The following is a 22,474-nucleotide window of genomic DNA, read 5'->3' as shown; positions in this document are numbered from 1 at the left end:
CGTGATTTATTTTGTTGCACCAAGTATGGCAAAAATCATACTTGGTGTAAGCTCCATAATATGCAGCCCACCCATCGACCCTGACCCTGTTTACGATTTTGTGTTAACCGAATTGAAAACAGTGTATTCAAATCATAAACCTCATTGCTGCAATAATAGCGCCCGAAAAACCAAACATCATTGTGACCATCCATTTGGTTTGAACGACTATTTTACTGGATAAATCCTCTTGTACAGATGATATTCTCTGATGTATTGATGATAGATCCTTATGTATAGAGACAATTTCACTACGTACTGCAACCATATCCTTCTGCAAGGTTGATATATCACTACGTACTGCGACCATATCCTTCTGCAAGGTCGAGATATCGCTACGTACTGCGACCATATCCTTCTGCAAAGTCGAGATATCACCACGCATAGTGCCCACATCACTCTGCAAGGTCGAGATATCGCTACGTACTGCAACCATATCACTCTGCAAAGTACCCACATCTTTCTGCAAAATTGATATATCACCACGCATAGTGCCCACATCACTCTGCAAGGTCGAGATATCACTACGTACTGCAACCACATCACTCTGCAAAGTACCCACATCTTTCTGCAAGGTCGATATATCACCACGCATAGCGCCCACATCACTCTGCAAAATCGAGATATCGCTACGTACTGCAACCATATTACTCTGCATAGTGCCCACATCTTTCTGCAAGGTCGATATATCACCACGCATAGTGCCCACATCACTCTGCAAGGTCGATATATCGCTACTTATAAAACCCATATTACCTTGCAAGGGTAATACATCTTCACGTATGGAATATATTTTCTTATGAATCAATACGCTAATAGCTTCAACATCCGCTTTTGTTGCATAATTTGATTTTATAACAGCAACATCCATTTTTATTTGAGTCACATCCGATTGCAGACTTTCAACTCTTTTTTCCAATGTGGTATTCATCACAGGGCGAGAGCATGAAAGACTGTTTTTTGAACGATCCGTGCAAATAAAATACTGATTGATACTTTAACAAGACCGAATTGAGTGATATTCACCCTATAATTGATTATGATGAATACAAATTAAGGTCAAAAAACGTTCGCGCTCTCGCCCTGGTATTCATCATTCTTTTCTCAGCAAAATTTAGTGCGTTAGAATTTATCGATTCAGGTAACAAAAGTATTTTATTATTTTCAGCATGATCTCTGTAACGACCTTGAACAAAACTGCTTTCCTGCTTCATGTCACGCTCTCCAGAAGTATCCTTTTCTCGTTTTGACGTCTCAAGGGGAATTTATTTGCTTTGCCAATATGAAGATTTATTGATTTACTTTATATTCCAATATGTCATCGTCCAAATCTTAGCATCACGACTTATATTAATCATCAGTTGTTCCATTAATAACATGAACATTTTAATTCGATAATAAATAATGATATTTATATCGGTTAAAGCATGGAACATTTATATGTTATTCTTCACTTCACTTGAAAAAATCTGCCTTAAATAACAGTAATAAATAGAATATCATTATTTTATTTATTATTTCCCCTTACAGCATTACTGTACTTTATATTGACTATAAAAAAACCCATAAAGATTAAACTATCGCTATTTATTCTCATTATTGAGAAGCGCTACGCGTTTTTTTGTAATCCGGGATGGGCATTACGCTATTCACACAGCAAAAATAAAGGGCTATATCAATAGCCCCAAAATAAAACAGATTTTATATCAATCAGTTAGGCTTTTGCTCTCTCCAGCAATGTTCGCCACGTTGTCAAAACCAACGCCTGATCGGGTGGCGCCAATTCTCCCGCTTTAATCGCTTTATGGATGCTTTCTTCTACACGCTGATGAAGCTGTTCAACCGTATTTGCGCCTTCTTGCTCCAACTCAGCAATGGCTAATGTCAGATGCCCGCGGAGGTATCCACCAGCAAATAATTCGTCATCACTGGCATGTTCAACCCTATCATCAATTTGCGCCAGAATGCGTGTTTCAAACTCTGCGAGCATTATTTTTTCCTCAAAATCAATTTCAATTAGCAAAGGGATCTTCCGGATAAGGAAAATGCTCTGCTTTTAGTGGCGGCGTATTGTAAAACGATTGCAGACCTTGAATAAAGCGTGCCGCTCGTGTAGGTATACCATTTTCAAGGTATTGCATGACTTGTGCGTGCACTTTCCGCTGAAAAGCAAGGCGATCTGGTTCAAAATCGCCGTCAAGGTTGTCACAACTGACATTGAAAGGAAATCCGGCTGCGATGCAGAATAACCATTCCAGCGACTGTGGTTTGATCTCCACGTTTTCAAACGCCTCCTGAGTTTGGGCATCACGCCCATCAGGGCAATACCAGTAACCAAAATCAATCAGCTTACGACGTGCTTTACCCGCAATGCACCAATGAGAAATTTCATGTAACCCACTGGCATAGAACCCGTGGGCAAACACGATCCGGTGATAGCCCACGTCATCATCTGCCGGCAGATAAATTGGCTCATCATCACCTTTTATCAAACGGGTGTTATCGTCATTGCTAAAGCAATTATCAAAAATTTCAATCAGTTGTTGATAATGATGTGCAGTCATGTATTAATGCAGAACCCTAAATCAAAAATAAAATGCCAGCCAGGAACGGAGAGTCGCTCCGTGGTGATCATAAAGCAGTTTGATGCTCATCAAGAGAGAAATGGTCACCAACATCGGGCGGATAAGTTTCTGCCCTTTGCTCAATACCAAACTTGCCCCTAACCGTGCACCAATGATTTGCCCTATCAACATCACAACACCGACCAGCCATAAGACCTGTCCACCAAGAATAAAGAACCCCAACGCGCCGATATTAGAGGCAAAGTTCAGTATCTTGGCATGAGCTGTTGCTTTTGCCAAATTGTAGCCACAAAGCATGACATAAGAGAGTGCGAAAAAAGATCCCGTCCCTGGCCCAAACACGCCATCGTAAAAGCCAATTCCACATCCGGCAAGGCAACCAAATGCAACTGGGCCAAGGCGATGTTGCCGATCTTCTGCGCCAATATTCGGTATCAATAGAAAATAGAGGCCGATAATAATCACCAGCGCCGGCAATAAATAGCGCAGAAAATCCGGTGACACAAATTGAACCAGCAAAGCCCCCAACATGGCGCCAATGATCGTCATGATGATAGCAAAACGCTGGGAGCGTAAATCCACGATACCACGACGGATAAAATAAAGGCTGGCAGAGAAAGAGCTGCCTACCGCCTGTAATTTATTGGTTGCCAGTGTCTGGACAGGCGAAATGCCGACCGATAACAGCGCGGGAATGGTCAGTAACCCACCCCCTCCGGCAATAGAATCGATAAATCCCGCAACCATCGCAACCAAAAACAGGAAACCGTAAATTTCCGGCCCCAATAATGACCATTCCATTTTACATTTCCTACCAACGTGGAAGCGGTGGTGTCACATCGGCACATTGAGCCCGCTGACGCAGTAAGTGATCCATCAGGACAATCGCCATCATTGCTTCTGCGATAGGCACGGCACGGATACCCACACATGGGTCGTGTCGGCCGCGCGTCACCATATCCACTTCTTCTCCCTGACGATTGATCGTTCTGCCCGGCACCATAATGCTGGAGGTCGGTTTCAGGGCGATATGTGCAACAATCGGCTGACTACTGCTAATGCCGCCCAAAATACCGCCGGCATGATTACTGGTAAAGCCCTTTGCCGTTATTTCATCGCGGTTTTCGCTGCCACGTAAGTTGACAACACCAAAACCGTCGCCGATTTCAACCCCTTTTACCGCGTTAATACTCATCAGGGCATGGGCAATATCGGCATCCAGACGGTCAAAAATCGGCTCACCCAACCCTGCCGGAACGTTTTCAGCCACCACACTGACTTTCGCACCAATGGAATCGCCCTCTTTTTTCAGCGCCCGAAGTAATTCATCAAGTTGGGTCAATTTACTGGCATCAGGGCAGAAAAAAGGGTTCTGTTCAACCAGATCCCAATCTTGCAATTCACAATGAATATCGCCCATCTGCGTCAGGCAGGCACGAATAAGAATTCCGTGTTTTTCGAATAGGTATTTTTTGGCAATTGCCCCGGCGGCAACGCGCATGGCGGTTTCACGGGCAGATGAACGTCCGCCGCCACGGTAATCACGCAATCCATATTTCTGTTCGTAGGTATAGTCAGCATGACCCGGGCGAAATACATCTTTGATCGCACTGTAATCTTGTGAACGCTGATCGGTGTTTTCAATCATCAGGCCAATGCTGGTGCCTGTTGTCACGCCGTCAAACACACCAGAAAGAATGCGGACTTGATCGGGTTCGCGGCGCTGGGTCGTATAACGGGAAGTCCCCGGACGACGCCTGTCCAAGTCGATTTGTAAATCAGCTTCGGTGATCGCAATGCCTGGTGGGACACCATCAATAATACATCCCAGTGCGATGCCGTGGGATTCACCAAATGTGGTGACACGAAAAAACTGCCCAATACTATTTCCTGCCATACCTATTCCTACCCTGCCATCATTATTTATGCGTTAAAAATGAGAGCGAATAACAATAACTCACCCAATGATGAAAACCTATCTTATTCCCGTCATTTTATTTGACGTTAAACAGCGTTTCAAAATGATAGGCGTAAATCTTGTCCCGCGACACGCGGAACAAGAGAGCAAGCTATCACGATGATGAAAACCTGTTTAATGTCATGAGATATCAGTTTTAACCATTGAGTGGCGTGAAAAATGTTACGCTTTGAATTGCTGGAAATATTCGTGATATTCAACAAGCTGCTGGCGAGTCAGCACAAAAACACCATCACCATAAGCATGGTCGAATTTCAGCCACTTAAAGGGAACGTCAGGGTATTGCTCAATCAGGTGAACCATACTGTTACCGACTTCACAGAGCAGTATGCCATCTTCCGCCAGGAAATCCGGGGCTGTCGCAAGAATACGGAGAACCAGCTTCAACCCATCAACACCCGCAGCCATCGCCAGCTCAGGTTCATGACGATATTCTTCAGGAAAATCACTGAGATCTTCCTCATCGACATAAGGCGGGTTAGTCACAATGATGTCATATTTCACGGGTGGCATATCATGAAACAGATCTGAACGGATCGGGATCACTCGTTGGGAAAGCCGGTGATTCTCGATATTGATCTCTGCGACGTCCAAAGCATCGGGAGAAATATCAACCGCATCCACTTCCACTTCCGGGAAGGCATGGGCACAGGCAATGGCAATACAACCGCTGCCGGTACAAAGATCCAAAATGGTTGATGGCTGATGTGAAATAAGCCCTTCAAATTGGTTGTCAATCACATATCTAACCAGTGAACGTGGAATCAAAACCCGCTCATCGACATAAAATTCATGCCCACAGAACCAGGCCTGATTGGTCAAATAAGCCACAGGAACACGTTCATTAACCCGGCGCATGACAAATTCCACAATGCGCTGACGCTCGGTTGATGTCAGACGTGAAGCCATCATTGAATCTGGAATATCCTGAGGCAAGTGCAACGTGGGAAGCACTAATTGCAAAGCCTCATCCCACGGATGACATGACGTATGGCCACAATAGATATTCGCTTCGTTAAAACGGCTGGCAGACCAACGCAACATATCCAGGATGGTATGCAGCTCGGCAACAGCCTCATCGGCTAAAATCTTATCCAAAAAACACCTCCAAATAACAAAAAAGATAGATATCCTAGAAACTTCAGGTTGCAGTCTGCAAAGCAAACGCCGCTGATTATCTCCCGCATGGCGGAGAGATAATCAATGCTTCTTGAAGTGCGACGAGTATATCAGATTGTTAGTTTGCCATGATCCCGGGCACAAATCAGCTTCCCCGTTTTTCACCCACGTTTTCTCACCCATAAGTAGTAGCTGATGGTTAATAATGCTATCCACATTATTCCAACGTACAATGCGATTCGGGTATTGGGGAAATAGCCTAATACGGCAATGATAAATGCCATAAAAGCAATGGCTAACACTGGCGCAACCGGCCAGAAGGGGACGGGGAATTTAAGCTGTTCGGCCTCTTCCGCCGGCATTTTTCGACGCATGGTATATTGTGACAGCAAAATCATCAGCCATACCCAGACGGTGGCAAATGTTGCGATAGACGCAATGATGACGAAAACTTTTTCGGGCAGCAAGTAATTCAAAACCACACCTACCAGCAAGATCCCTGACATCGTCAACACCGTCACCCACGGCACGCCGTTTTTAGTCAGTCGGGAAAACGATGCCGGGGCCTGTTTTTCCTGCGCCATCCCATACATCATCCGCCCAGCGCCAAAAATATCACTGTTGATTGCGGAAATAGCTGCGGTAATCACGACAACATTCAAGATATTGGCGGCGAAATCAATGCCAAAACTGGAAAATATCTGAACAAACGGGCTGCCATTTTGCCCCACTTGATTCCACGGATAAATGCACATTAAAACAAACAGCGTCAAAACATAGAACAGTAGGATACGGAATGGGACGGCATTGATGGCGCGTGGGATGGATTTTTCCGGATTTTTGGCTTCGCTGGCCGTGATGCCGATAACTTCAATGCCACCAAAGGCAAACATCACGACCGTAAACGAGGCAATCACCCCCGCAATGCCGTTTGGCATAAATCCGCCATGCTGCCACAAGTTTGACAGGCCTGTGGCCTGTCCGGCTTCCTGACCGAATCCATACAGCATGATGCCGAAGCCGCCGACAATCATGGCAATAATCGCAACCACTTTGATGATGGACAACCAAAATTCCATTTCACCGAAAACCTTGACGTTACACAGGTTTATTGCCCCAATAAAAAAGACAATGCCCAGTACCCAAATCCACTGGTCAACATGGGGAAACCAGAGCTTCATGTAGATGCCAAATGCGGTGACGTCAGCAAGACAAACAATTAACATTTCAAAGACGTAAGTCCATCCGGTCAGAAAACCCGCTAATGGCCCTAAGTAGTGAGTCGCATAATAAGCGAATGATCCCGGTGCAGAACGATGCACCGCCATTTCCCCCAATGCCCGCATCACCATGAAAACAGCGGCACCACCAATGGCATAAGCCAGCAATACCGCGGGTCCCGCAGCTTTAATGGCACCTGCTGAACCATAGAAAAGACCTGTGCCAATCGCCGAACCCAGTGCCATAAATCGAATGTGGCGAACGCTTAACCCTCGCTTGAGTTGTGAGATGCTTTGCATAATTTATCCTTGTGCCTTTATTATTAGATTGGGAAAAAAAAGATAAATACGATGATAAGGCCGGAGCTGATCCGGCCTAAAACAAGATGTTTGTTATTAATTTTCTAAGATATTTTCAGCGGGCAACAAGGCAGAAAGTTGCTGTTCAGCCAACAACTGGATTGCAGCATCAATATCCGGGGCGAAAAAGCGATCTTTATCATAATGTGCCACTTTGTCGCGGAGAATATGGCGGGCTTTTTCCAATACCGGGCTGCTCTTCAAGCCATGACGGAAATCCATGCCCTGACAAGCCGTCAGCCATTCAATCGCCAAGATCCCACGCACGTTATCGGCCATTTCCCACAGGCGGCGGCCGGCGGCGGGTGCCATTGAAACGTGATCTTCCTGATTGGCAGACGTTGGCAGGCTATCGACACTGGAAGGATGCGCCAAGGCTTTGTTCTCACTTGCCAGCGCAGCCGCCGTCACTTGTGCAATCATGAAACCAGAGTTCACCCCGCTGTTTTCAACTAAGAATGGAGGTAACTGCGACATATTGCTATCCATCAACAATGCAACGCGGCGTTCTGACAATGCCCCCATTTCTGCCAACGCGATAGCCAGATTATCCGCAGCCATCGCGACAGGTTCAGCATGGAAGTTACCACCAGAAATCACTTCATCTTCTTCCGTAAAGACCAGTGGATTGTCAGAGACGGCATTGGCTTCAACCATAATGACATCAGCCGCATGGCGGATTTGGGTTAAACAGGCACCCATCACTTGTGGCTGGCAACGTAATGAATAGGGATCCTGGACTTTCGGGCAGTTTTTATGCGACTCAGAAATCCCACTTTGTTCTTCCAATACCCAGCGGTAAAGGGCGGCCACATCAATCTGACCTTTCTGGCCCCGCGCTTCATGGATACGCGCATCAAACGGCTTACGGGAACCCAGCGCCGCTTCAACGGACAAGGCACCACAAACAACCGCTGATGCCAGTAAATCTACCGCGGCAAGCAGCCCTTTCAAGGCAAAGGCGGTGGACGCCTGTGTCCCGTTGAGCAACGCCAACCCTTCTTTCGCCACAAGCGTCATCGGCCTGAGTCCCGCTTTTTCCAGTGCCGCTTTTGCCGGCAGCCATTCACCCCGATAGCGGGCTTTACCTTCTCCCAATAATAACAGGCTCATATGTGCCAGTGGGGCTAAGTCGCCGGACGCCCCGACTGAACCTTTGCTTGGAATACAGGGATAAACTTCGGCGTTCACCAAGGCCATCAATCCCTGAATCACTTCCAGGCGAATGCCAGAATAGCCACGGGCAAGGCTGTTGATTTTCAACACGATAATCAACCGGACAATGTCATCCGGCAGGGGTTCACCCACGCCTGCTGAGTGTGACAGTACGATAGCACGTTGCAGCTCTTCTAAATCCTGCGCAGCAATCCGGGTATTTGCCAGCAAACCAAAACCGGTATTGATACCATAAGCCGTTCTGTTTTCACGGATAATGCGATTCACACAAGCGACGCTGCCCTCAATGGCTGGAACGCATTGTTCGTCCAAACGGATGTGAACAGGGTGCTGATAAACGTGGCGTAATTCTTCAAGCGTCATTTTCCCCGGATGAATAGTGATATTTTTCATTTTAACAATGCCCCTTATTTGGTGTCGGTCACAGGCTGGTTTAACATTGGCAGGTTTAATCCCTGCTCTTTCGCACACTGGATAGCCAATTCATAGCCGGCATCAGCGTGACGCATCACGCCCGTTGCGGGATCATTGTGTAATACTCGGGCAATGCGTTCGGCCGCTTCGTCAGTGCCATCACAAACAATGACCATACCGGCGTGTTGCGAAAATCCCATCCCAACCCCCCCGCCATGATGCAGGGAAACCCATGTCGCGCCACCCGCCGTATTCAGCAAGGCATTCAGCAGTGGCCAGTCAGAAACAGCATCAGAGCCATCTTGCATGGATTCAGTTTCACGATTCGGGCTGGCAACCGAACCGGAATCCAAATGGTCACGGCCAATCACGATTGGCGCGGAAAGTTCCCCACGGCGAACCATTTCATTGAATGCCAATCCCAATTTGGCGCGATCACCCAGTCCCACCCAGCAAATACGGGCGGGCAACCCTTGGAAACTGATACGTTCTCTCGCCATATCCAACCAACGATGTAAATGAGCATCGTCCGGCAGCAGTTCTTTGACTTTGGCATCGGTTTTATAAATATCCTCAGGATCACCCGAGAGTGCCGCCCAACGGAAAGGCCCGATGCCACGGCAGAACAGAGGACGAATGTAAGCCGGCACAAAGCCGGGAAAATCGAAAGCGTGTTCAACACCCGACTCTTTCGCCATTTGGCGAATGTTATTGCCATAATCGAATGTCGGTATTCCCTGCTTCTGGAACGCCAGCATGGCTTCAACATGCACGGCCATTGAGTTTTTTGCCGCTTGGATCACCACGTCGGGTTCACTTTCGGCGCGGCTGCAATAGGCTTCCCATGTCCAACCGGCGGGCAAATAACCATGTAATGGATCATGGGCGCTGGTTTGGTCTGTCACCATGTCAGGGCGCACGCCACGGCGGACTAACTCAGGTAAAATCTCGGCCGCATTGCCACACAAGGCTATCGATACGGCTTTACCTTCTTGGGCATAACGTGCAAGACGCGCCAACGCATCATCAAGATCAACGGCCTGCTCATCGACATATTGGGTACGCAGACGAAAATCAATGCGGCTTTGTTGGCACTCTATCGTTAATGAAGACGCCCCTGCCAATGTTGCCGCCAGTGGCTGGGCACCGCCCATGCCGCCCAAGCCCGCAGTCAATATCCAGCGCCCGGCCAGATTACCGTTGTAATGTTGGCGGCCGGCTTCCACGAACGTCTCGTAAGTTCCCTGAACAATGCCCTGACTGCCGATATATATCCAACTACCGGCGGTCATCTGACCATACATTGCCAGCCCTTTGGCATCCAGTTCGTTAAAGTGTTCCCATGTCGCCCAATGCGGAACCAAATTCGAGTTGGCAATTAATACACGCGGGGCGTTTTCATGGGTTTTGAACACGCCCACCGGTTTACCTGATTGCACCAGCAGGGTTTCGTCATTTTCCAGATTTGTTAAGGTTTCAACGATTTTCTCATAGCATTCCCAGTTTCTGGCGGCACGCCCAATGCCGCCGTAGACAACCAATTCGCAGGGATTTTCCGCCACATCGGGATCAAGGTTATTCATGAGCATACGAAGTGGTGCTTCGGTTAACCAACTTTTTGCTGTGAGTTGTGTTCCTCTGGGAGAGCGAATGACTGTGTTGCTGAATTTATTATTTTGTATCGTCACGATTTTTTCCTGTTTCATCGTTGTGAATTTTGTTAACTGTATAGTTGTATATACATGTGTATTCAATAGGCAAAAATGTGACGGAGATAAAGCGGATAATGCGGGTATAATATTATTTATGATAAAAATCAATCAGATGATATTGATTTATTTCGTGATAAATGGGGAAATATTTTTGCTGGTTTTGTGTTTAATATCACATTGATTTTACATTATCGTCACAACGCTTAATGCAAAACCAATAAAAAACCGCTTCCGCCCTGCAAGGAAAAAGAGGTTTTTGCGATGTTTAATTTTTACAAATTAAGTCGGAACGCTATGAATTAAAGCGCCCTTTTAATTTATACCGATGTCCGGGAAACAATAGCTTGGCACTGGAAACAATAAATGCTTTCGACCAAGTTCGCCGACTGATTAACAAACAGGGCGTATTGGCCTCAATGTGCAACAACCGGCAAGAGAGGGCATCTCCCGCCACGGCTTCAACAATATGCTCCCCTTCTGTCAATGGCGCGACGTGAGATAAGTAATCATGGGCCGTTTGCTGACGGAAATCTTGCCGCAAATATTCCGGTGCCGCCTGCACATTGACATAACGATCTTCAATTTGCACCGGCACATCATTTTCATAATGGACAATGATGGAATGGTAGAGCAGGGCACCTACCGCAATGCTGAATTCGGCAGCCTGAGTGATATTGGCGTTCACTTCAGCAAGTTTCAGCACCTTGCAGCGATGTCGGTTAGCGCGGGCAACAATTTCATCGGCAATACTGTGAATTTCAAATAGCGCAGACTGTCCTTTCGGCTCAGAAACAAACGACCCGACGCCTTGCAAACGAAACAAAAAGCCTTCTGCCGTTAGCTCCCTCAATGCCCGATTAGCCGTCATACGGCTACAGTTAAATTGCTTAACTAATTCCGCTTCCGAAGGAACCCGATCATGCGGTTTCCACACCCCTGTATAGATCTTTTCAATAATCGATTGTTTGACTTGCGCGTACAAAGGCACGGGTTTGGCATAACTATCTGGTAAATAACTATCTGGTAAATAATTATCGGGTAAATTGTCTGTCACGCTTTCTTCCTTCTCACTTTTGACTCTCTCCAACGGGGGCACCCCAGCCTATTTGCCCCACCAGTGCACCACCTGCCATGCAAGGCGAGCCGCGGCTTTTCCCCCCATTCCCTGAATATCATACAAAGGGTTAAGCTCTACTAAATCGACAGCCTGCAATTTTTTGCTCCGGCAGATGAGTTGAACCAACGGCAATAAACGCTCCAACGGAACGCCCAGTGCCGCAGGCGCAGAAACGGCGGGCATTTGCCAAATTGGCAGCACGTCCAGATCGATAGTCATATAAATAATATCAACCTGATTAATGATATCCTGAAGTTGCTGCTGTACCTTATCCAACATGGATTCAACACAGTGGGTATCCCAAATAATGGTGACATCAAGCTGATTAGCCTCATCCAGTAATGCCTGTGTATTTGATGCCAAACTGGCACCAATACAACTGTAATTAAACGGGCGCTGATGTTGCCGGCAGTCATGGGCAAGTTGCCGGAACGGGGTGCCGGATGTCGGCTGCGGCGAATTTCGCAGATCCAAATGTGCATCAAAATTGATGATGCCAACACGCTGCTCCGGAAACGCCCGGTAAATCCCCATCCCATGCGCAAAGGCCGTTTCATGCCCACCACCAAAAATCAGCGTCTTCATATTATGCTGCTGGCATTGATAGACAGCATCACTGAGCGCCTTTTGTGCCTCACTCAGCCCCCCCGGATTAGCACAAATATTGCCCAGATCCACCAACCTGTCATGCCCCTCATAACTCGCCAGATTTGCCAACGATTGGCGCAAATATTCCGGCCCCGATTTCGCGCCCGGACGCCCCTGATTGAGTTTGACGCCTTCATCACATTCAAATCCCAATAGCGCAATGTGACGGGGAAACGCTGCGGGGGAGAAACTGGCTGGTTGTTTTATTGTCTGGAATATCCGTAAGGCATTATTGGCTTCGGCAAGATCATTGCGCCCTTGCCAAATATTTTCTGGTGTTGGCTGCCATAAGTTCATATTTTTTCCCCTCATCGCCCTGAATTATTGCTAATTTCGCCATGATAAACACGATAAACCAACGGGTTATGGCCTAACTCATATAAGATATCAACGGGATCCTGAGCATCCCAAACAACAAAGTCCGCCATAAAACCTGCCGCCAATTGCCCATGACTCTTCGATCGCCCCAATGCCCGGGCAGCATGAACGGTGACTCCCTGCCACACTTCTTCGGGTGTCAAACCAAACTGTACGCAAGCCATGTTCATCATCAAACGCAAAGAAGCAAAAGGACTGGTTCCGGGATTAAAATCGGTCGAAATCGCCATCGGAACACCATATTGGCGCAATAAGGCAACCGGAGGACGTTGAGTTTCCCTCAGGAAATAAAATGCTCCCGGCAGCAACACGGCTACTGTCCCACTATGGCTGATCGCTTCAATACCTTTTTCGTCCAAATGCTCTATATGATCAACGGATAAGCCTTGATATTCAGCCACCAGTTCACTTCCGCCCAAATTGGAAAGTTGCTCAACATGGCCTTTTACGGGAATATTCAGGCGTTTGGCGGTGTCAAAAAGACGCCGGGTCTGGCTCAGATTGAAACCCACCGTTTCACAAAATACATCTACGGCTTCGAATAACTGTTTTTGCCAGAGAGCGGGCAAGATGGAATCACAAACGAATTCGACATAGGCATCAGGATCATGTTTATATTCAGGTGGGACGGCATGGGCAGAAAGTAACGTCGGGCTAATTTCGATGGGATTTTTCTGTGCCAATGCCCGCACAACCTGCAACTGTTTTTCTTCACTTGCCAGATCCAGCCCATAACCTGACTTCACTTCAATCGTTGTCACTCCTTCAGCCATCAAAGCATTGAGACGTTTCTGAGATACGATTTCCAACTGCTGGGCTGAACTACTGCGGGTGGCATTGACGGTGGAATTAATCCCGCCACCTTTTGCACTGATTTCTTCATAAGAAACCCCATTCAGGCGCTGTTCCCACTCAGAAGCCCTATTGCCACCAAAAACTAAGTGGGTATGACAATCGATTAAGCCCGGCGTTATTAGCCGCTGCCAGACGTCAATGATTTTGCATTGGTTGGCGGGTACGCTGGCTGTCGGCAAGATCGCTAAGATTTTTTCATCCCGCACAATCAGGTCATGTTGTTCCAACATGCCGTAATTGCTTTCACCGTGATTGCTTTCACCGTAATTGCCTTCACCAGCAATATCTTTCATGGCAGGATTCAGGGTGGCAAGTCTGGCATTACGCCATATGACATCAGTGTCTCTTAATTCAATTGACATTTTATTATCCTGTTATTTTTCTTGTCGGGATTAAACCTCATGTTGTATATACATTTATTTTATAACCCAATCTAATTGTCAAATCATTTTGTGAACAATTTGTTACTTAAAATGATAGCTTCCAAGAAAAATCACAAAAAATCAGGTACACTTGCCAAAAGCTGTGAGTAAATGAACGTGTGATGAAGAAAAAAGATCAATTAAACCCAGACGACATCAGTCTCTTTAGAACATCTGTTATGGGAACTCGTCGTATTGTGCAAGATATTGTTTCCCATTCCCCAAAAAGAAAAAAAATTAACCAGGCTGCCCCTGCACGCTTAATGCAGGAACAGGTTGATGCCAGTTACTATTTTTCCGATGAGTTCCAGCCCAATTTGGATATGGAAGGCCCGACCCGTTATATTCGGGAAGGTGCCAATCATTACGAATTAAAGAAATTGCGGCGGGGAGATTATCCCCCAGAGCTTTTTCTGGACTTACATGGACTCACTCAGTTACAAGCCAAACAAGAAATCGGCGCATTAATCGCTGCCTGTCGTCGCGAACATGTTTATTGTGCCTGTGTTATGCATGGCCACGGTAAGCATATTCTCAAGCAACAAGCGCCGTTATGGCTTGCCCAACATCCTGATATTATTGCCTTCCATCAAGCGCCTAAAGAGTGGGGCGGGAACGCTGCGTTACTCATTCTGGTCGAGACAGATGATTTTACGCAGCGTTAATGAAATGGCCGGGTGGCTAAGGTGAACGGGTCAGGATTTCGCGGCTAATTGCGCTGGCGATGTTTGCCATAACAGGCACCCTTTTTCTGTTTGGTGATCCAGCTTGACGCAGGCAATGCTGGATGTGGCAAACATCGGGGGAGTTTGCCCGGGGCAAAGCTCAGAAACCAAATAGCCGACCAGCGGTAAATGGGATACCACCAATACGGATTGGTGCCCTTGTGTTGACAAAACGTGTAAATAGCTGGCAACCAGCGCGACATCCCCCGCCGGCGTTAATTCAGCCAGCATTTCCTGCTTGTCCGGCAGCGTCACGTTTTCTCGCACGAGCTTTAACGTCTGTTCTGCACGGATATAAGGGCTGACCAATATACAATCAATATCAGGTGATTGCCGTGAAAGCCAACAAGCCATTTTTTGTGATTCTTGACACCCGCGGGGTGTCAGTTCCCGTGCTACATCACTGACTGCATCTAAAGCAGCATCACCATGACGCATAATAAAAACGTACATAATCCACCGTCTGGTTTTAAGTTATGCGTGAAATTTCTTCTTCTGTTCAGCCATCTGGACTAAATATTCACACGGGGCAAATCGTTCCCCATATTGCGACGCCAGACGACGTAAAATTTCGACCACTTTATCACTGCCAAGTTTATCAATATAACGGAATGGGCCGCCCAAGAATGGCGGGAATCCGATGCCAAATACCGCCCCAATATCGCCGTCACGGGGATTTCTGATAATGCCTTCATCCAAACAGCGCACGGCTTCATTCAGCATCAGCATCACGCAACGCTGGGCAATATCAGCAGGCAACATTTTTATCGCAGGTTTGATATTTAATAAAGCATAAACCGATGCGTCTGCTTCTTTTTTGGATTTTTTCCCAAAAGGCCAGAATGCGCGCTTTTTACCCGCATATAAATAGAAGCCACGTCCATTCTTCTTGCCCTTCCGGTCATCCTGCAAAATGGCAGACAAAAACTCCGGCGCCGCAAATCGGCTCCCCAATTGTTCGACCAAGACAGGGATGATTTTGGTGCCCACATCGATCCCGACTTCATCCAGCAGATTGATGGGGCCAATCGGAAAACCAAAATTTGTCAACGCCTTATCGATATGTTCAATCGGTTCACCTTCCACCAGACAATACCCCGCCTCATTGATGTAAGGGGTCAGGATCCGGTTAACATAGAATCCGGCTTTATCCCCGACAACAATGGCGGTTTTTCCCTGTTTCTTTGCCAACGCCACGGCAGTTGCAATGGTTTTTTCACTCGTTCCTGCATGGGGAATGACTTCCACCAACGGCATTTTATCTACCGGACTAAAATAGTGCAGGCCAATGACCTGTTCTGGTCGAGTCGCTATTTCAGCGATCTTGTGAATGGGTAGTGAAGAGGTGTTAGACGCAAAGATAGTTTCGGGTTTCGTATTCTCTTCAATTTCGGCAACCATTTTGCGTTTCAAGACTAAATCTTCAAACACAGCTTCAACGACAATATCCGCTTGCTGAAACCCACTGTAATCCGTGGTTCCTGACAGCAGGGACATCTGTTGGGCGCGCTCACTTGATTTCAACCGACGCTGTTTTACCCGGCTGGAAAGCAGATCCCAGCTATATTTCAATGCTTGATTGATGCCTTTTTCATTAATATCTTTAATGCGGACAGGCACGTTTCCCCGCGTCGTAGTGACATTGGCAATACCACCGCCCATCAAGCCTCCGCCCAGAATCCCCACCTGTTTAATTGCAGCGGGCTGCTCTGAAGAGCCAGTTTCATTTTTTAACGCCGTAGAAGCAAAAAACAGGCTCCGCAATGCTTCTGATTCTTGCGTCATTGCCAGCTCACCAAATGCTTTGGCTTCAAGCTGAAAACCTCTCCCTGAACCTTTTTCCAAACCGGCACGGATCACATTGATGATTTTCTCTGGTGCGGGATAATGACCGCGAGTTTTTTCTCGTGTCTTTTGATGAACCATCGAGAATAACAGCGGCCTGCCCAGTGCACTGGCCAGCATACGCTGTGACCAGCCCAATGGCTTACGCTTCACGATGCCTTTTTTAACATTGCCTTTTTTGACATTTCCTTTTTTAACATATTGCACCGCAACATCCAGCAAGATATCCAAAGGAACCGCATCATCGACAACGCCCAACCGTTGTGCCTGTTTTGCCTTGAGCTGACGGCCAGTCAATATGATGTCCAGAGCGGCACTGACGCCAATCAGGCGAGGTAATCGCTGCGTTCCGCCTGAACCCGGTAATAGGCCAAGCTGGACTTCCGGCAAGCCAAGGCGGGTTTTCTCATCCAGAGAACAGATGCGCGCATGACAAGCCAATGCCAACTCCAGCCCACCGCCTAAACACGCGCCATGAATAGCGGCCACAATCGGGACAGGATAATCGGCGATTTGCGCAAATAGGTTTTGCCCTTTTTCAGCCAATGCTGTCGCTTCTTGCGGGGATTGGCAGTTTGCTATCATGCTAATATCTGCGCCGGCAATGAAGGTATCTGGCTTACCGGAGATAATCACCAGCCCTTTCAAATCTGAAACTTGTCGGGCTTTTTCAAATATGATCAAGAACTGTTCGACAAATTCGGCTTTCAGTGTGTTGACTTTCTCGCCAGGCACATCAATGGTGATAATTCCCACCTTGTCGTCCCTGACAGAAAAACTGAATACCGATTGTTCCGGTTGCATCGCTGCTGAGATGACCGTTTCTTTTTCCGCCTGAGCCATTATTCTACCTCCAATACCATTGCTGCACCCAAACCACCCGCGGCACAAGCTGTCGTTAACCCAAGCCCGCCACCACGGCGACGCAATTCATTCAACGTCTGGGTCACCATTCTGGCACCGGTCGCCGCGAATGGATGCCCATAAGCAATTGATCCCCCCAAGACATTGAATTTATCCATATCCACTTCCCCCATTGCCTGAGTACGCCCCAACTTTTCACGGGCAAATTTCTCACTGGCAAACATCTTTAGATTCGTGAGTGTTTGCGCAGCAAAGGCTTCATGCATGTCAATGAGCGTGAGTTCATTCAATGTGATACCAGCACGATCCAGTGCCAGCGGAGTTGCATAAGATGGCCCCAGTAGCATGTCCTGCCAAACATCAATGGCAGAAAACGCATAACTGCGTAAATACCCCAGCGGCGTCATGCCGAGTGCTTTTGCAACCGATTCCCGCATTAACATCACGGCGGCTGCACCATCCGTCAGTGGCGTGCTGTTTGCTGCGGTCACTGTGCCATATTTGCGATCAAAGGCCGGACGCAATTTAGCATAGGAAGCCAACGTTGAATTTTTCCTGATGTTGTTATCTTCTACCAATGTCTTGCTGTATGGCGGGAAATAGGCCGAGATGATTTCCTGCTGCAAAAGCCCTTGCTCCCATGCTTGAGCTGCCAATACATGGGAACGGTGTGCCAAGGCATCCTGATCTTCGCGGCTGATATGATAGGTTTTTGCCATCTGCTCTGCGGTATCCCCCATTCTCAATCCTGTGGAATACTCGGCAACCGCAGGAGAGACAGGCAATAAATCACGTAATTTCAATCGGCTGAGTAATTTTAATCGTTGGGAGAGGCTTTTGGCTTTGTTCATGTCAACTAAAGTGCGGGCCAATGACTTCGTCACGCCAATGGGCAAGACGGATGAGGAATCCGCTCCGCCGGCAATTCCCACGTTGACAGTACCCGCCATAATACTTTCAGCCACGTTTGCAATTGCCTGAAAACTGGTCGCACAGGCACGGGAAACACTATAGGCATCCGTATTCACACTTAAGCCTGCGCCTAAAACAATTTCCCTTGCAATATTGGGGGCTTCCGGCATTTGCACAACCTGACCAAAAACCAATTGGTCGATCTTCTCAGGCGACAAACCGCTCCTGATGACCAGCTCGCTGACGACAGCCTTTCCCAAGTCAACAGCCGGAATACCGTGGTAGAAAGTTGCCTGTTTCGCAAAAGGGATGCGTAACCCGCTGACAATAGCGACACGTTCCTTTTGCGGTATGACTTTTGTTGAAGAACGACCCATAGCAACTCCTAAGCATTATTATTAACTAAATCAATTGATTGATTAAAAAGATTGACTCACCTTGTAAGAGGTCAGACCTGCTGAAGCATTGTTAACGCAATGTTGGAAAATAGCAAATAGGAATAAACTAAAAATGAGAGCAAACTCAACTTTAAATTATTTATACAACTTAGATGAAGAATATGCGACAAGAGTACAAAGAAAAGGCAATGATTTACCATCGTTTACACGCGGTTTTCTCACTGTTTGTCATGATAAAACAATGAGAAAACCGTTGTTTAGCGTAAATTAACGCAAACCTAACTGAAAGATGAGGGCTTCTGCTTGACAACTAAAGGTGAAATCCACAGATAATTGCATTCCACCCTCAACCGCTTCGATATTATGGCGTATGACGCAGGGATCAGACTCCACTTCCTTTACCTTTTTAATCAATGTATTAAGCATAACCTGAGCGTCTTGTTCACGGGCAAAAATATGCTGGTAAGATACGGTGCAATCTTCATTGTCAATGATTGTTCCCACATCAACACAGCAGCAGGCCGCCGTTTCATTGGCGCTGCAACGGTTAATCGCATCAGACATGTCATTTCTCCAACGATAAAAATTTGCTGATAATTCTACGTGCTCCTGACTGACGATAACCAGCATTTGCGCTGTTTCAAACCATTTATCTCACTATTTATTGATCTGACCACGCCAACAAAAATCTGTTTACACTTCGTTAACGGAGGTTGTCGATTTTTTGTTAAGCAAGTCCCAATTTAAGAATCATTTTAGATATATTTAGAAAACATTCTTGCAACATATTCTATTATCAGGCCTATACTTCGTGCACTGGTCTGATTTGTCATTACGGCAAACCAACCCTACAATCCCGCGCTCTCAGCTACTTGAGTAGCATGTTAATAATAATTAAACAATGAGGTTTTGGTTATGAACCAGAAAAACCTATTTACACGTTCAGCATTAGCAGTGGCGGTTGCAATCCTTTCATCCAACGCTAGTGCTGCCGGTTTTCAATTGAATGAGTATTCATCATCAGGATTAGGTCGGGCATTTTCTGGAGCAGGCGCTGTTGCAGACAACGCTTCCGTGGGAAGTCGCAACCCTGCGGCCATGACCTTATTCGCTCACCCAGCGTTTTCTGGTGGTCTTGTGTATGTCAATCCGAATGTTGATATTACCGGGAATTCACCGCTCACCAAAAATAGCACTGATGCGAAAAATATCGCACCCCATGCGTGGATCCCAAACCTGCATTTTATCAGCCCGATCAATGATCAGTGGTATGTTGGCGCATCAGCGACGTCTAACTTTGGTCTGGCAACCAGTTTCAGTAATAATTATCCTGCTGGCCTCATTGGCGGTAGAACTGATCTCAAGACGTTGAACCTCAACCTAAGCGGTGCTTACAAATTCAATGATCAGTTCAGCCTTGGCCTAGGTGTCAACGCTATTTATGCCGATGCCAAAATTACCCGCCATCTGGGTGAGATCAGCCTTCTAAGTAATAAGTCATCAACTTTTGAAGCAGCCAAATTGGAAGGTAAAGATTGGGGCTACGGCTGGAATGCAGGACTCCTGTATCAGTATGACGAAAATAACCGTTACAGCCTGACTTATCGCTCAAAAGTCAAAGTGAAGTTCAAAAGCGGCGATTACAGCAGTGATTTTCCATATGCACCTGTAATATCTGAGGGTGGTACTGGCGGTGAGGTAGTCAAAGGCAGGCTGGATCTGAACTTACCGGATATGTGGGAACTCTCAGGTTATAACCGTATTGCGCCACAGTGGGCGATCCACTATAGCCTGCTGTACACTGGCTGGGGTGATTTCAAGGAATTAAAAGCAGTGAGGAATGACACCGGTAAAGTTGCGTTTGAGAAACACGAAGGTTTCCGCGATGCTTACCGTCTCTCACTGGGTACCACTTACTACCATGACGATAACTGGACATTCCGTACCGGTGTCGCTTTCGATGAAAGCCCTGTACCGGCCAAAAACCGCTCTATCTCTATTCCGGATCAGGATCGCTTCTGGTTTAGCGTAGGAACCACTTATGCATTTAATAAAGATGCCTCCGTGGATGTCGGTGTTTCCTATATGCGCGGCAAGAAAGTCCACGTTAGCGAAAAACTGTCAGAGGATAAACCTGCTCCCCTTGATACCGCCTATGAGTTCGATTCCAAAGGAACCGCATGGCTGTACGGCGTGAACTTTAACTATACGTTCTAATCCTCTTCCTGACCGAATTCCGTAAGTTAAAAAAGGATAGCAACCCGCTATCCTTTTTAATGATGAAGACTGAGTTAGTCGATAGAATCCAATTCATCCTGAATGCTTGCCGCATTAGGATTTTTTTCGGGTTCCAACTTGCCGCCATTAGCCATAAAATCGTGGCGTTGGAAGTAGGCATCGCGCACCATTAAATAAGGATCTGAAGAATTTTTTAACAGGCCGTCAGAATCCAGCAGGCGGGCACGGGTTTCTATACCCTGAAACACCCACTTTCCTACCGACATCCAACCCGTGAAATAACTCAGCACGGGATAAGTCATATCCGCAGCGTTACCGCCTTCATCACGCAATGTAAAACTGCCGTAACCGGGCAGAACAACATATGGGCCATACCCCACATTGTAATACCCCAATGTAGTACCAAAACGCATTGGATCTTCTTTTACCAGTTTGGGATTCGCCATGGAAGCAACATCAATAAGCCCTCCCATTCCCAAAAGAGTATTCAAAAAGAAACGGTTAAAGTGTTTTGCCCCTCCATGAACATCGCCACGCAAAAAACTGTTCACCATGCTGGCTGGCTCTTCAAGATTACTCATAAAATTGCCAATACCATTTCGCGCGGGCATCGGCACATAATCGCGCCAAGCGACAGCAACAGGGCGCAGAATATAAGGGTCGAGAACATCATAATTAAAGTTGAACATAGCACGGTTAAACCCTTCCAGCGGATCAGAACGCCCCGGTTCCATCGTATCCGATGAACTGGCACATCCCACCAGTAAGAGTGCTGTAAGAGCAACCCCGCTCAGACGATACTTCATATTGTTCTCCACATAATTATTTTTAGACATCAACTATCACGCTGCACACCAGCTAATGCACCCAATATGCTAAATATACTGCCAATTTTCCATTAATGGTAATCAAAAAAATGGTGATTATATAGGCAAACAGTTCGTCATGCCTTATCTCTGACAAGAAAAACAGGTATACTGTACGTCGTTCCATTGTCCCCTTAGTTAAATGGATATAACGAGCCCCTCCTAAGGGCTAATTGCAGGTTCGATTCCTGCAGGGGACGCCATCCTATGGTTCATCATAGTTCTTCCCCGTTCGCAGAATTCCTTAAATATCATGGTACCCCAAAAGAAAACGTTCGTAGTAGTTCGCATTAGTTCGTTGACAGCCGCACTCTTATTTGGGTAAATGTTTTACCTAATACTACAGTCGTAATTGCTCTGTAATCATGCGGTTATCCCGACGACGATAATGGCATTGTTGTGCGTAATATTGATGTCGTCGCCGCCAATATGACCAATGCAAAATTTGTTCGAGTGTTTCTCCCATTCTTTCCATTAATTTGGATAGCAGCTTACGCAGTTCCGCCACACTGAGGGCTATCAGTCCTGTCGGCGTTTTTTTTCTCCCGGATCCGTAAGACCGCCAGAACCGCATGAGCCAGAAGCGATAAGGTAATATGCCGA

The 22,474-nt window shown here is 46.8% G+C and carries 20 protein-coding genes, 1 tRNA gene and 1 pseudogene; 3 read left to right on the top strand and 19 right to left on the bottom strand.

Features of this window, described 5'->3' with window-relative positions; translation table 11 throughout:
• Positions 1 to 127: 127 nt before the first annotated feature.
• The 13 genes from PSI17_RS12380 to hutI form a co-directional block, all read right to left on the bottom strand.
• Positions 128 to 970: a hypothetical protein gene (locus tag PSI17_RS12380; protein ID WP_273552256.1), complete on the bottom strand. Its 843-nt coding sequence runs from the start codon at positions 968 to 970 to the stop codon at positions 128 to 130.
• A gap of 106 nt (positions 971 to 1,076) precedes the next feature.
• Positions 1,077 to 1,253, bottom strand: a complete 177-nt coding sequence (locus tag PSI17_RS12375) for a hypothetical protein (protein ID WP_273552255.1) — start codon at positions 1,251 to 1,253, stop codon at positions 1,077 to 1,079.
• 500 nt (positions 1,254 to 1,753) lie between these two features.
• Complete coding sequence (locus tag PSI17_RS12370; RefSeq protein WP_273552254.1) at positions 1,754 to 2,029, bottom strand: YfcL family protein; 276 nt, start codon at positions 2,027 to 2,029, stop codon at positions 1,754 to 1,756.
• 22 nt (positions 2,030 to 2,051) lie between these two features.
• Entirely contained in the window at positions 2,052 to 2,603 is a 552-nt protein-coding gene (locus tag PSI17_RS12365) for an elongation factor P hydroxylase (RefSeq protein WP_273552253.1), read from the bottom strand.
• 21 nt (positions 2,604 to 2,624) lie between these two features.
• Positions 2,625 to 3,425, bottom strand: coding sequence for a sulfite exporter TauE/SafE family protein (locus PSI17_RS12360; RefSeq protein WP_273552252.1), 801 nt, complete (start codon positions 3,423 to 3,425; stop codon positions 2,625 to 2,627).
• A 10-nt stretch (positions 3,426 to 3,435) separates the two neighbouring features.
• Positions 3,436 to 4,521, bottom strand: coding sequence for a chorismate synthase (aroC, locus tag PSI17_RS12355; protein ID WP_273552251.1), 1,086 nt, complete (start codon positions 4,519 to 4,521; stop codon positions 3,436 to 3,438).
• Positions 4,522 to 4,764: 243 nt separating this feature from the next.
• Complete coding sequence (gene prmB / locus PSI17_RS12350) at positions 4,765 to 5,700, bottom strand: 50S ribosomal protein L3 N(5)-glutamine methyltransferase (protein WP_273552250.1); 936 nt, start codon at positions 5,698 to 5,700, stop codon at positions 4,765 to 4,767.
• A 182-nt stretch (positions 5,701 to 5,882) separates the two neighbouring features.
• Positions 5,883 to 7,241, bottom strand: coding sequence for an amino acid permease (locus PSI17_RS12345; protein ID WP_273552249.1), 1,359 nt, complete (start codon positions 7,239 to 7,241; stop codon positions 5,883 to 5,885).
• 96 nt (positions 7,242 to 7,337) lie between these two features.
• Positions 7,338 to 8,870 (bottom strand): histidine ammonia-lyase, encoded by a 1,533-nt coding sequence (hutH, locus tag PSI17_RS12340; RefSeq protein WP_273552248.1) that lies wholly within the window; start codon positions 8,868 to 8,870, stop codon positions 7,338 to 7,340.
• Between the two features lie 14 nt (positions 8,871 to 8,884).
• Positions 8,885 to 10,579 carry a urocanate hydratase gene (gene hutU, locus PSI17_RS12335; protein ID WP_273552247.1) on the bottom strand — a complete coding sequence of 565 codons (1,695 nt, stop codon included), beginning with the start codon at positions 10,577 to 10,579 and terminating at the stop codon, positions 8,885 to 8,887.
• 316 nt (positions 10,580 to 10,895) lie between these two features.
• A complete protein-coding gene (hutC, locus tag PSI17_RS12330; RefSeq protein ID WP_443256027.1) occupies positions 10,896 to 11,657 on the bottom strand; it encodes a histidine utilization repressor in 762 nt (253 codons plus the stop codon).
• Positions 11,658 to 11,705: 48 nt separating this feature from the next.
• On the bottom strand, positions 11,706 to 12,665 hold the full coding sequence (gene hutG, locus PSI17_RS12325; RefSeq protein ID WP_273552246.1) for a formimidoylglutamase: 960 nt from the start codon (positions 12,663 to 12,665) through the stop codon (positions 11,706 to 11,708).
• A gap of 11 nt (positions 12,666 to 12,676) precedes the next feature.
• Positions 12,677 to 13,963 (bottom strand): imidazolonepropionase, encoded by a 1,287-nt coding sequence (gene hutI, locus PSI17_RS12320; protein WP_273552245.1) that lies wholly within the window; start codon positions 13,961 to 13,963, stop codon positions 12,677 to 12,679.
• Positions 13,964 to 14,145: 182 nt separating this feature from the next.
• On the opposite strand from hutI, the gene smrB reads away from it, so the two are divergent.
• Positions 14,146 to 14,688 carry an endonuclease SmrB gene (smrB, locus tag PSI17_RS12315; protein ID WP_273552244.1) on the top strand — a complete coding sequence of 181 codons (543 nt, stop codon included), beginning with the start codon at positions 14,146 to 14,148 and terminating at the stop codon, positions 14,686 to 14,688.
• Positions 14,689 to 14,718: 30 nt separating this feature from the next.
• Here the strand turns inward: smrB and sixA are convergent, their stop codons facing one another.
• The 4 genes from sixA to PSI17_RS12295 all read right to left on the bottom strand — a co-directional run bounded on the left by sixA (position 14,719) and on the right by PSI17_RS12295 (position 19,331).
• The gene (gene sixA, locus PSI17_RS12310) at positions 14,719 to 15,201 is read right to left on the bottom strand and encodes a phosphohistidine phosphatase SixA (protein ID WP_273552243.1); all 483 of its coding nucleotides are present in this window, start codon (positions 15,199 to 15,201) and stop codon (positions 14,719 to 14,721) included.
• Between the two features lie 21 nt (positions 15,202 to 15,222).
• On the bottom strand, positions 15,223 to 17,436 hold the full coding sequence (fadJ, locus tag PSI17_RS12305; RefSeq protein ID WP_273552242.1) for a fatty acid oxidation complex subunit alpha FadJ: 2,214 nt from the start codon (positions 17,434 to 17,436) through the stop codon (positions 15,223 to 15,225).
• Positions 17,436 to 18,746, bottom strand: coding sequence for an acetyl-CoA C-acyltransferase FadI (gene fadI / locus PSI17_RS12300; RefSeq protein ID WP_273552241.1), 1,311 nt, complete (start codon positions 18,744 to 18,746; stop codon positions 17,436 to 17,438). Before fadI ends, fadJ begins: the two co-directional genes overlap by 1 nt.
• A 288-nt stretch (positions 18,747 to 19,034) precedes the next feature.
• A complete protein-coding gene (locus tag PSI17_RS12295) occupies positions 19,035 to 19,331 on the bottom strand; it encodes a YfcZ/YiiS family protein (RefSeq protein WP_273552240.1) in 297 nt (98 codons plus the stop codon).
• Between the two features lie 351 nt (positions 19,332 to 19,682).
• Here PSI17_RS12295 and fadL point away from each other — a divergent pair, with 351 nt between their 5' ends.
• Positions 19,683 to 20,984, top strand: a complete 1,302-nt coding sequence (fadL, locus tag PSI17_RS12290; protein WP_273552239.1) for a long-chain fatty acid transporter FadL — start codon at positions 19,683 to 19,685, stop codon at positions 20,982 to 20,984.
• Positions 20,985 to 21,058: 74 nt separating this feature from the next.
• On the opposite strand, the gene mlaA is transcribed toward fadL, so the two are convergent.
• Positions 21,059 to 21,811: a phospholipid-binding lipoprotein MlaA gene (mlaA, locus tag PSI17_RS12285; RefSeq protein ID WP_273552238.1), complete on the bottom strand. Its 753-nt coding sequence runs from the start codon at positions 21,809 to 21,811 to the stop codon at positions 21,059 to 21,061.
• Positions 21,812 to 21,999: 188 nt separating this feature from the next.
• Between mlaA and PSI17_RS12280 the strand changes: the two genes are divergently transcribed.
• Positions 22,000 to 22,074 (top strand) — tRNA-Arg (locus tag PSI17_RS12280).
• A 137-nt stretch (positions 22,075 to 22,211) separates the two neighbouring features.
• Here the strand turns inward: PSI17_RS12280 and PSI17_RS12275 are convergent.
• A pseudogene (locus PSI17_RS12275) lies at positions 22,212 to 22,474 on the bottom strand (hypothetical protein); the annotation flags it as partial.

Source organism: Xenorhabdus sp. IM139775, assembly GCF_028598745.1.
In the GTDB taxonomy this organism is placed as follows: Bacteria; Pseudomonadota; Gammaproteobacteria; order Enterobacterales; family Enterobacteriaceae; genus Xenorhabdus.
Note: the sequence above shows the minus strand (reverse complement) of the source record. Positions and strands in the feature narration are given on the sequence as shown.

Bases quoted from the DNA above. Each gene is read 5' to 3' on its own strand.
- PSI17_RS12380 (WP_273552256.1), bottom strand. From the start codon at position 970: ATGAATACCACATTGGAAAAAAGAGTTGAAAGTCTGCAATCGGATGTG.
- PSI17_RS12375 (WP_273552255.1), bottom strand. From the start codon at position 1,253: ATGAAGCAGGAAAGCAGTTTTGTTCAAGGTCGTTACAGAGATCATGCT.
- PSI17_RS12370 (WP_273552254.1), bottom strand. From the start codon at position 2,029: ATGCTCGCAGAGTTTGAAACACGCATTCTGGCGCAAATTGATGATAGG.
- PSI17_RS12365 (WP_273552253.1), bottom strand. From the start codon at position 2,603: ATGACTGCACATCATTATCAACAACTGATTGAAATTTTTGATAATTGC.
- PSI17_RS12360 (WP_273552252.1), bottom strand. From the start codon at position 3,425: ATGGAATGGTCATTATTGGGGCCGGAAATTTACGGTTTCCTGTTTTTG.
- aroC (WP_273552251.1), bottom strand. From the start codon at position 4,521: ATGGCAGGAAATAGTATTGGGCAGTTTTTTCGTGTCACCACATTTGGT.
- PSI17_RS12345 (WP_273552249.1), bottom strand. From the start codon at position 7,241: ATGCAAAGCATCTCACAACTCAAGCGAGGGTTAAGCGTTCGCCACATT.
- hutH (WP_273552248.1), bottom strand. From the start codon at position 8,870: ATGAAAAATATCACTATTCATCCGGGGAAAATGACGCTTGAAGAATTA.
- hutG (WP_273552246.1), bottom strand. From the start codon at position 12,665: ATGAACTTATGGCAGCCAACACCAGAAAATATTTGGCAAGGGCGCAAT.
- hutI (WP_273552245.1), bottom strand. From the start codon at position 13,963: ATGTCAATTGAATTAAGAGACACTGATGTCATATGGCGTAATGCCAGA.
- smrB (WP_273552244.1), top strand. From the start codon at position 14,146: ATGAAGAAAAAAGATCAATTAAACCCAGACGACATCAGTCTCTTTAGA.
- sixA (WP_273552243.1), bottom strand. From the start codon at position 15,201: ATGTACGTTTTTATTATGCGTCATGGTGATGCTGCTTTAGATGCAGTC.
- fadJ (WP_273552242.1), bottom strand. From the start codon at position 17,436: ATGGCTCAGGCGGAAAAAGAAACGGTCATCTCAGCAGCGATGCAACCG.
- fadI (WP_273552241.1), bottom strand. From the start codon at position 18,746: ATGGGTCGTTCTTCAACAAAAGTCATACCGCAAAAGGAACGTGTCGCT.
- PSI17_RS12295 (WP_273552240.1), bottom strand. From the start codon at position 19,331: ATGTCTGATGCGATTAACCGTTGCAGCGCCAATGAAACGGCGGCCTGC.
- fadL (WP_273552239.1), top strand. From the start codon at position 19,683: ATGAACCAGAAAAACCTATTTACACGTTCAGCATTAGCAGTGGCGGTT.
- mlaA (WP_273552238.1), bottom strand. From the start codon at position 21,811: ATGAAGTATCGTCTGAGCGGGGTTGCTCTTACAGCACTCTTACTGGTG.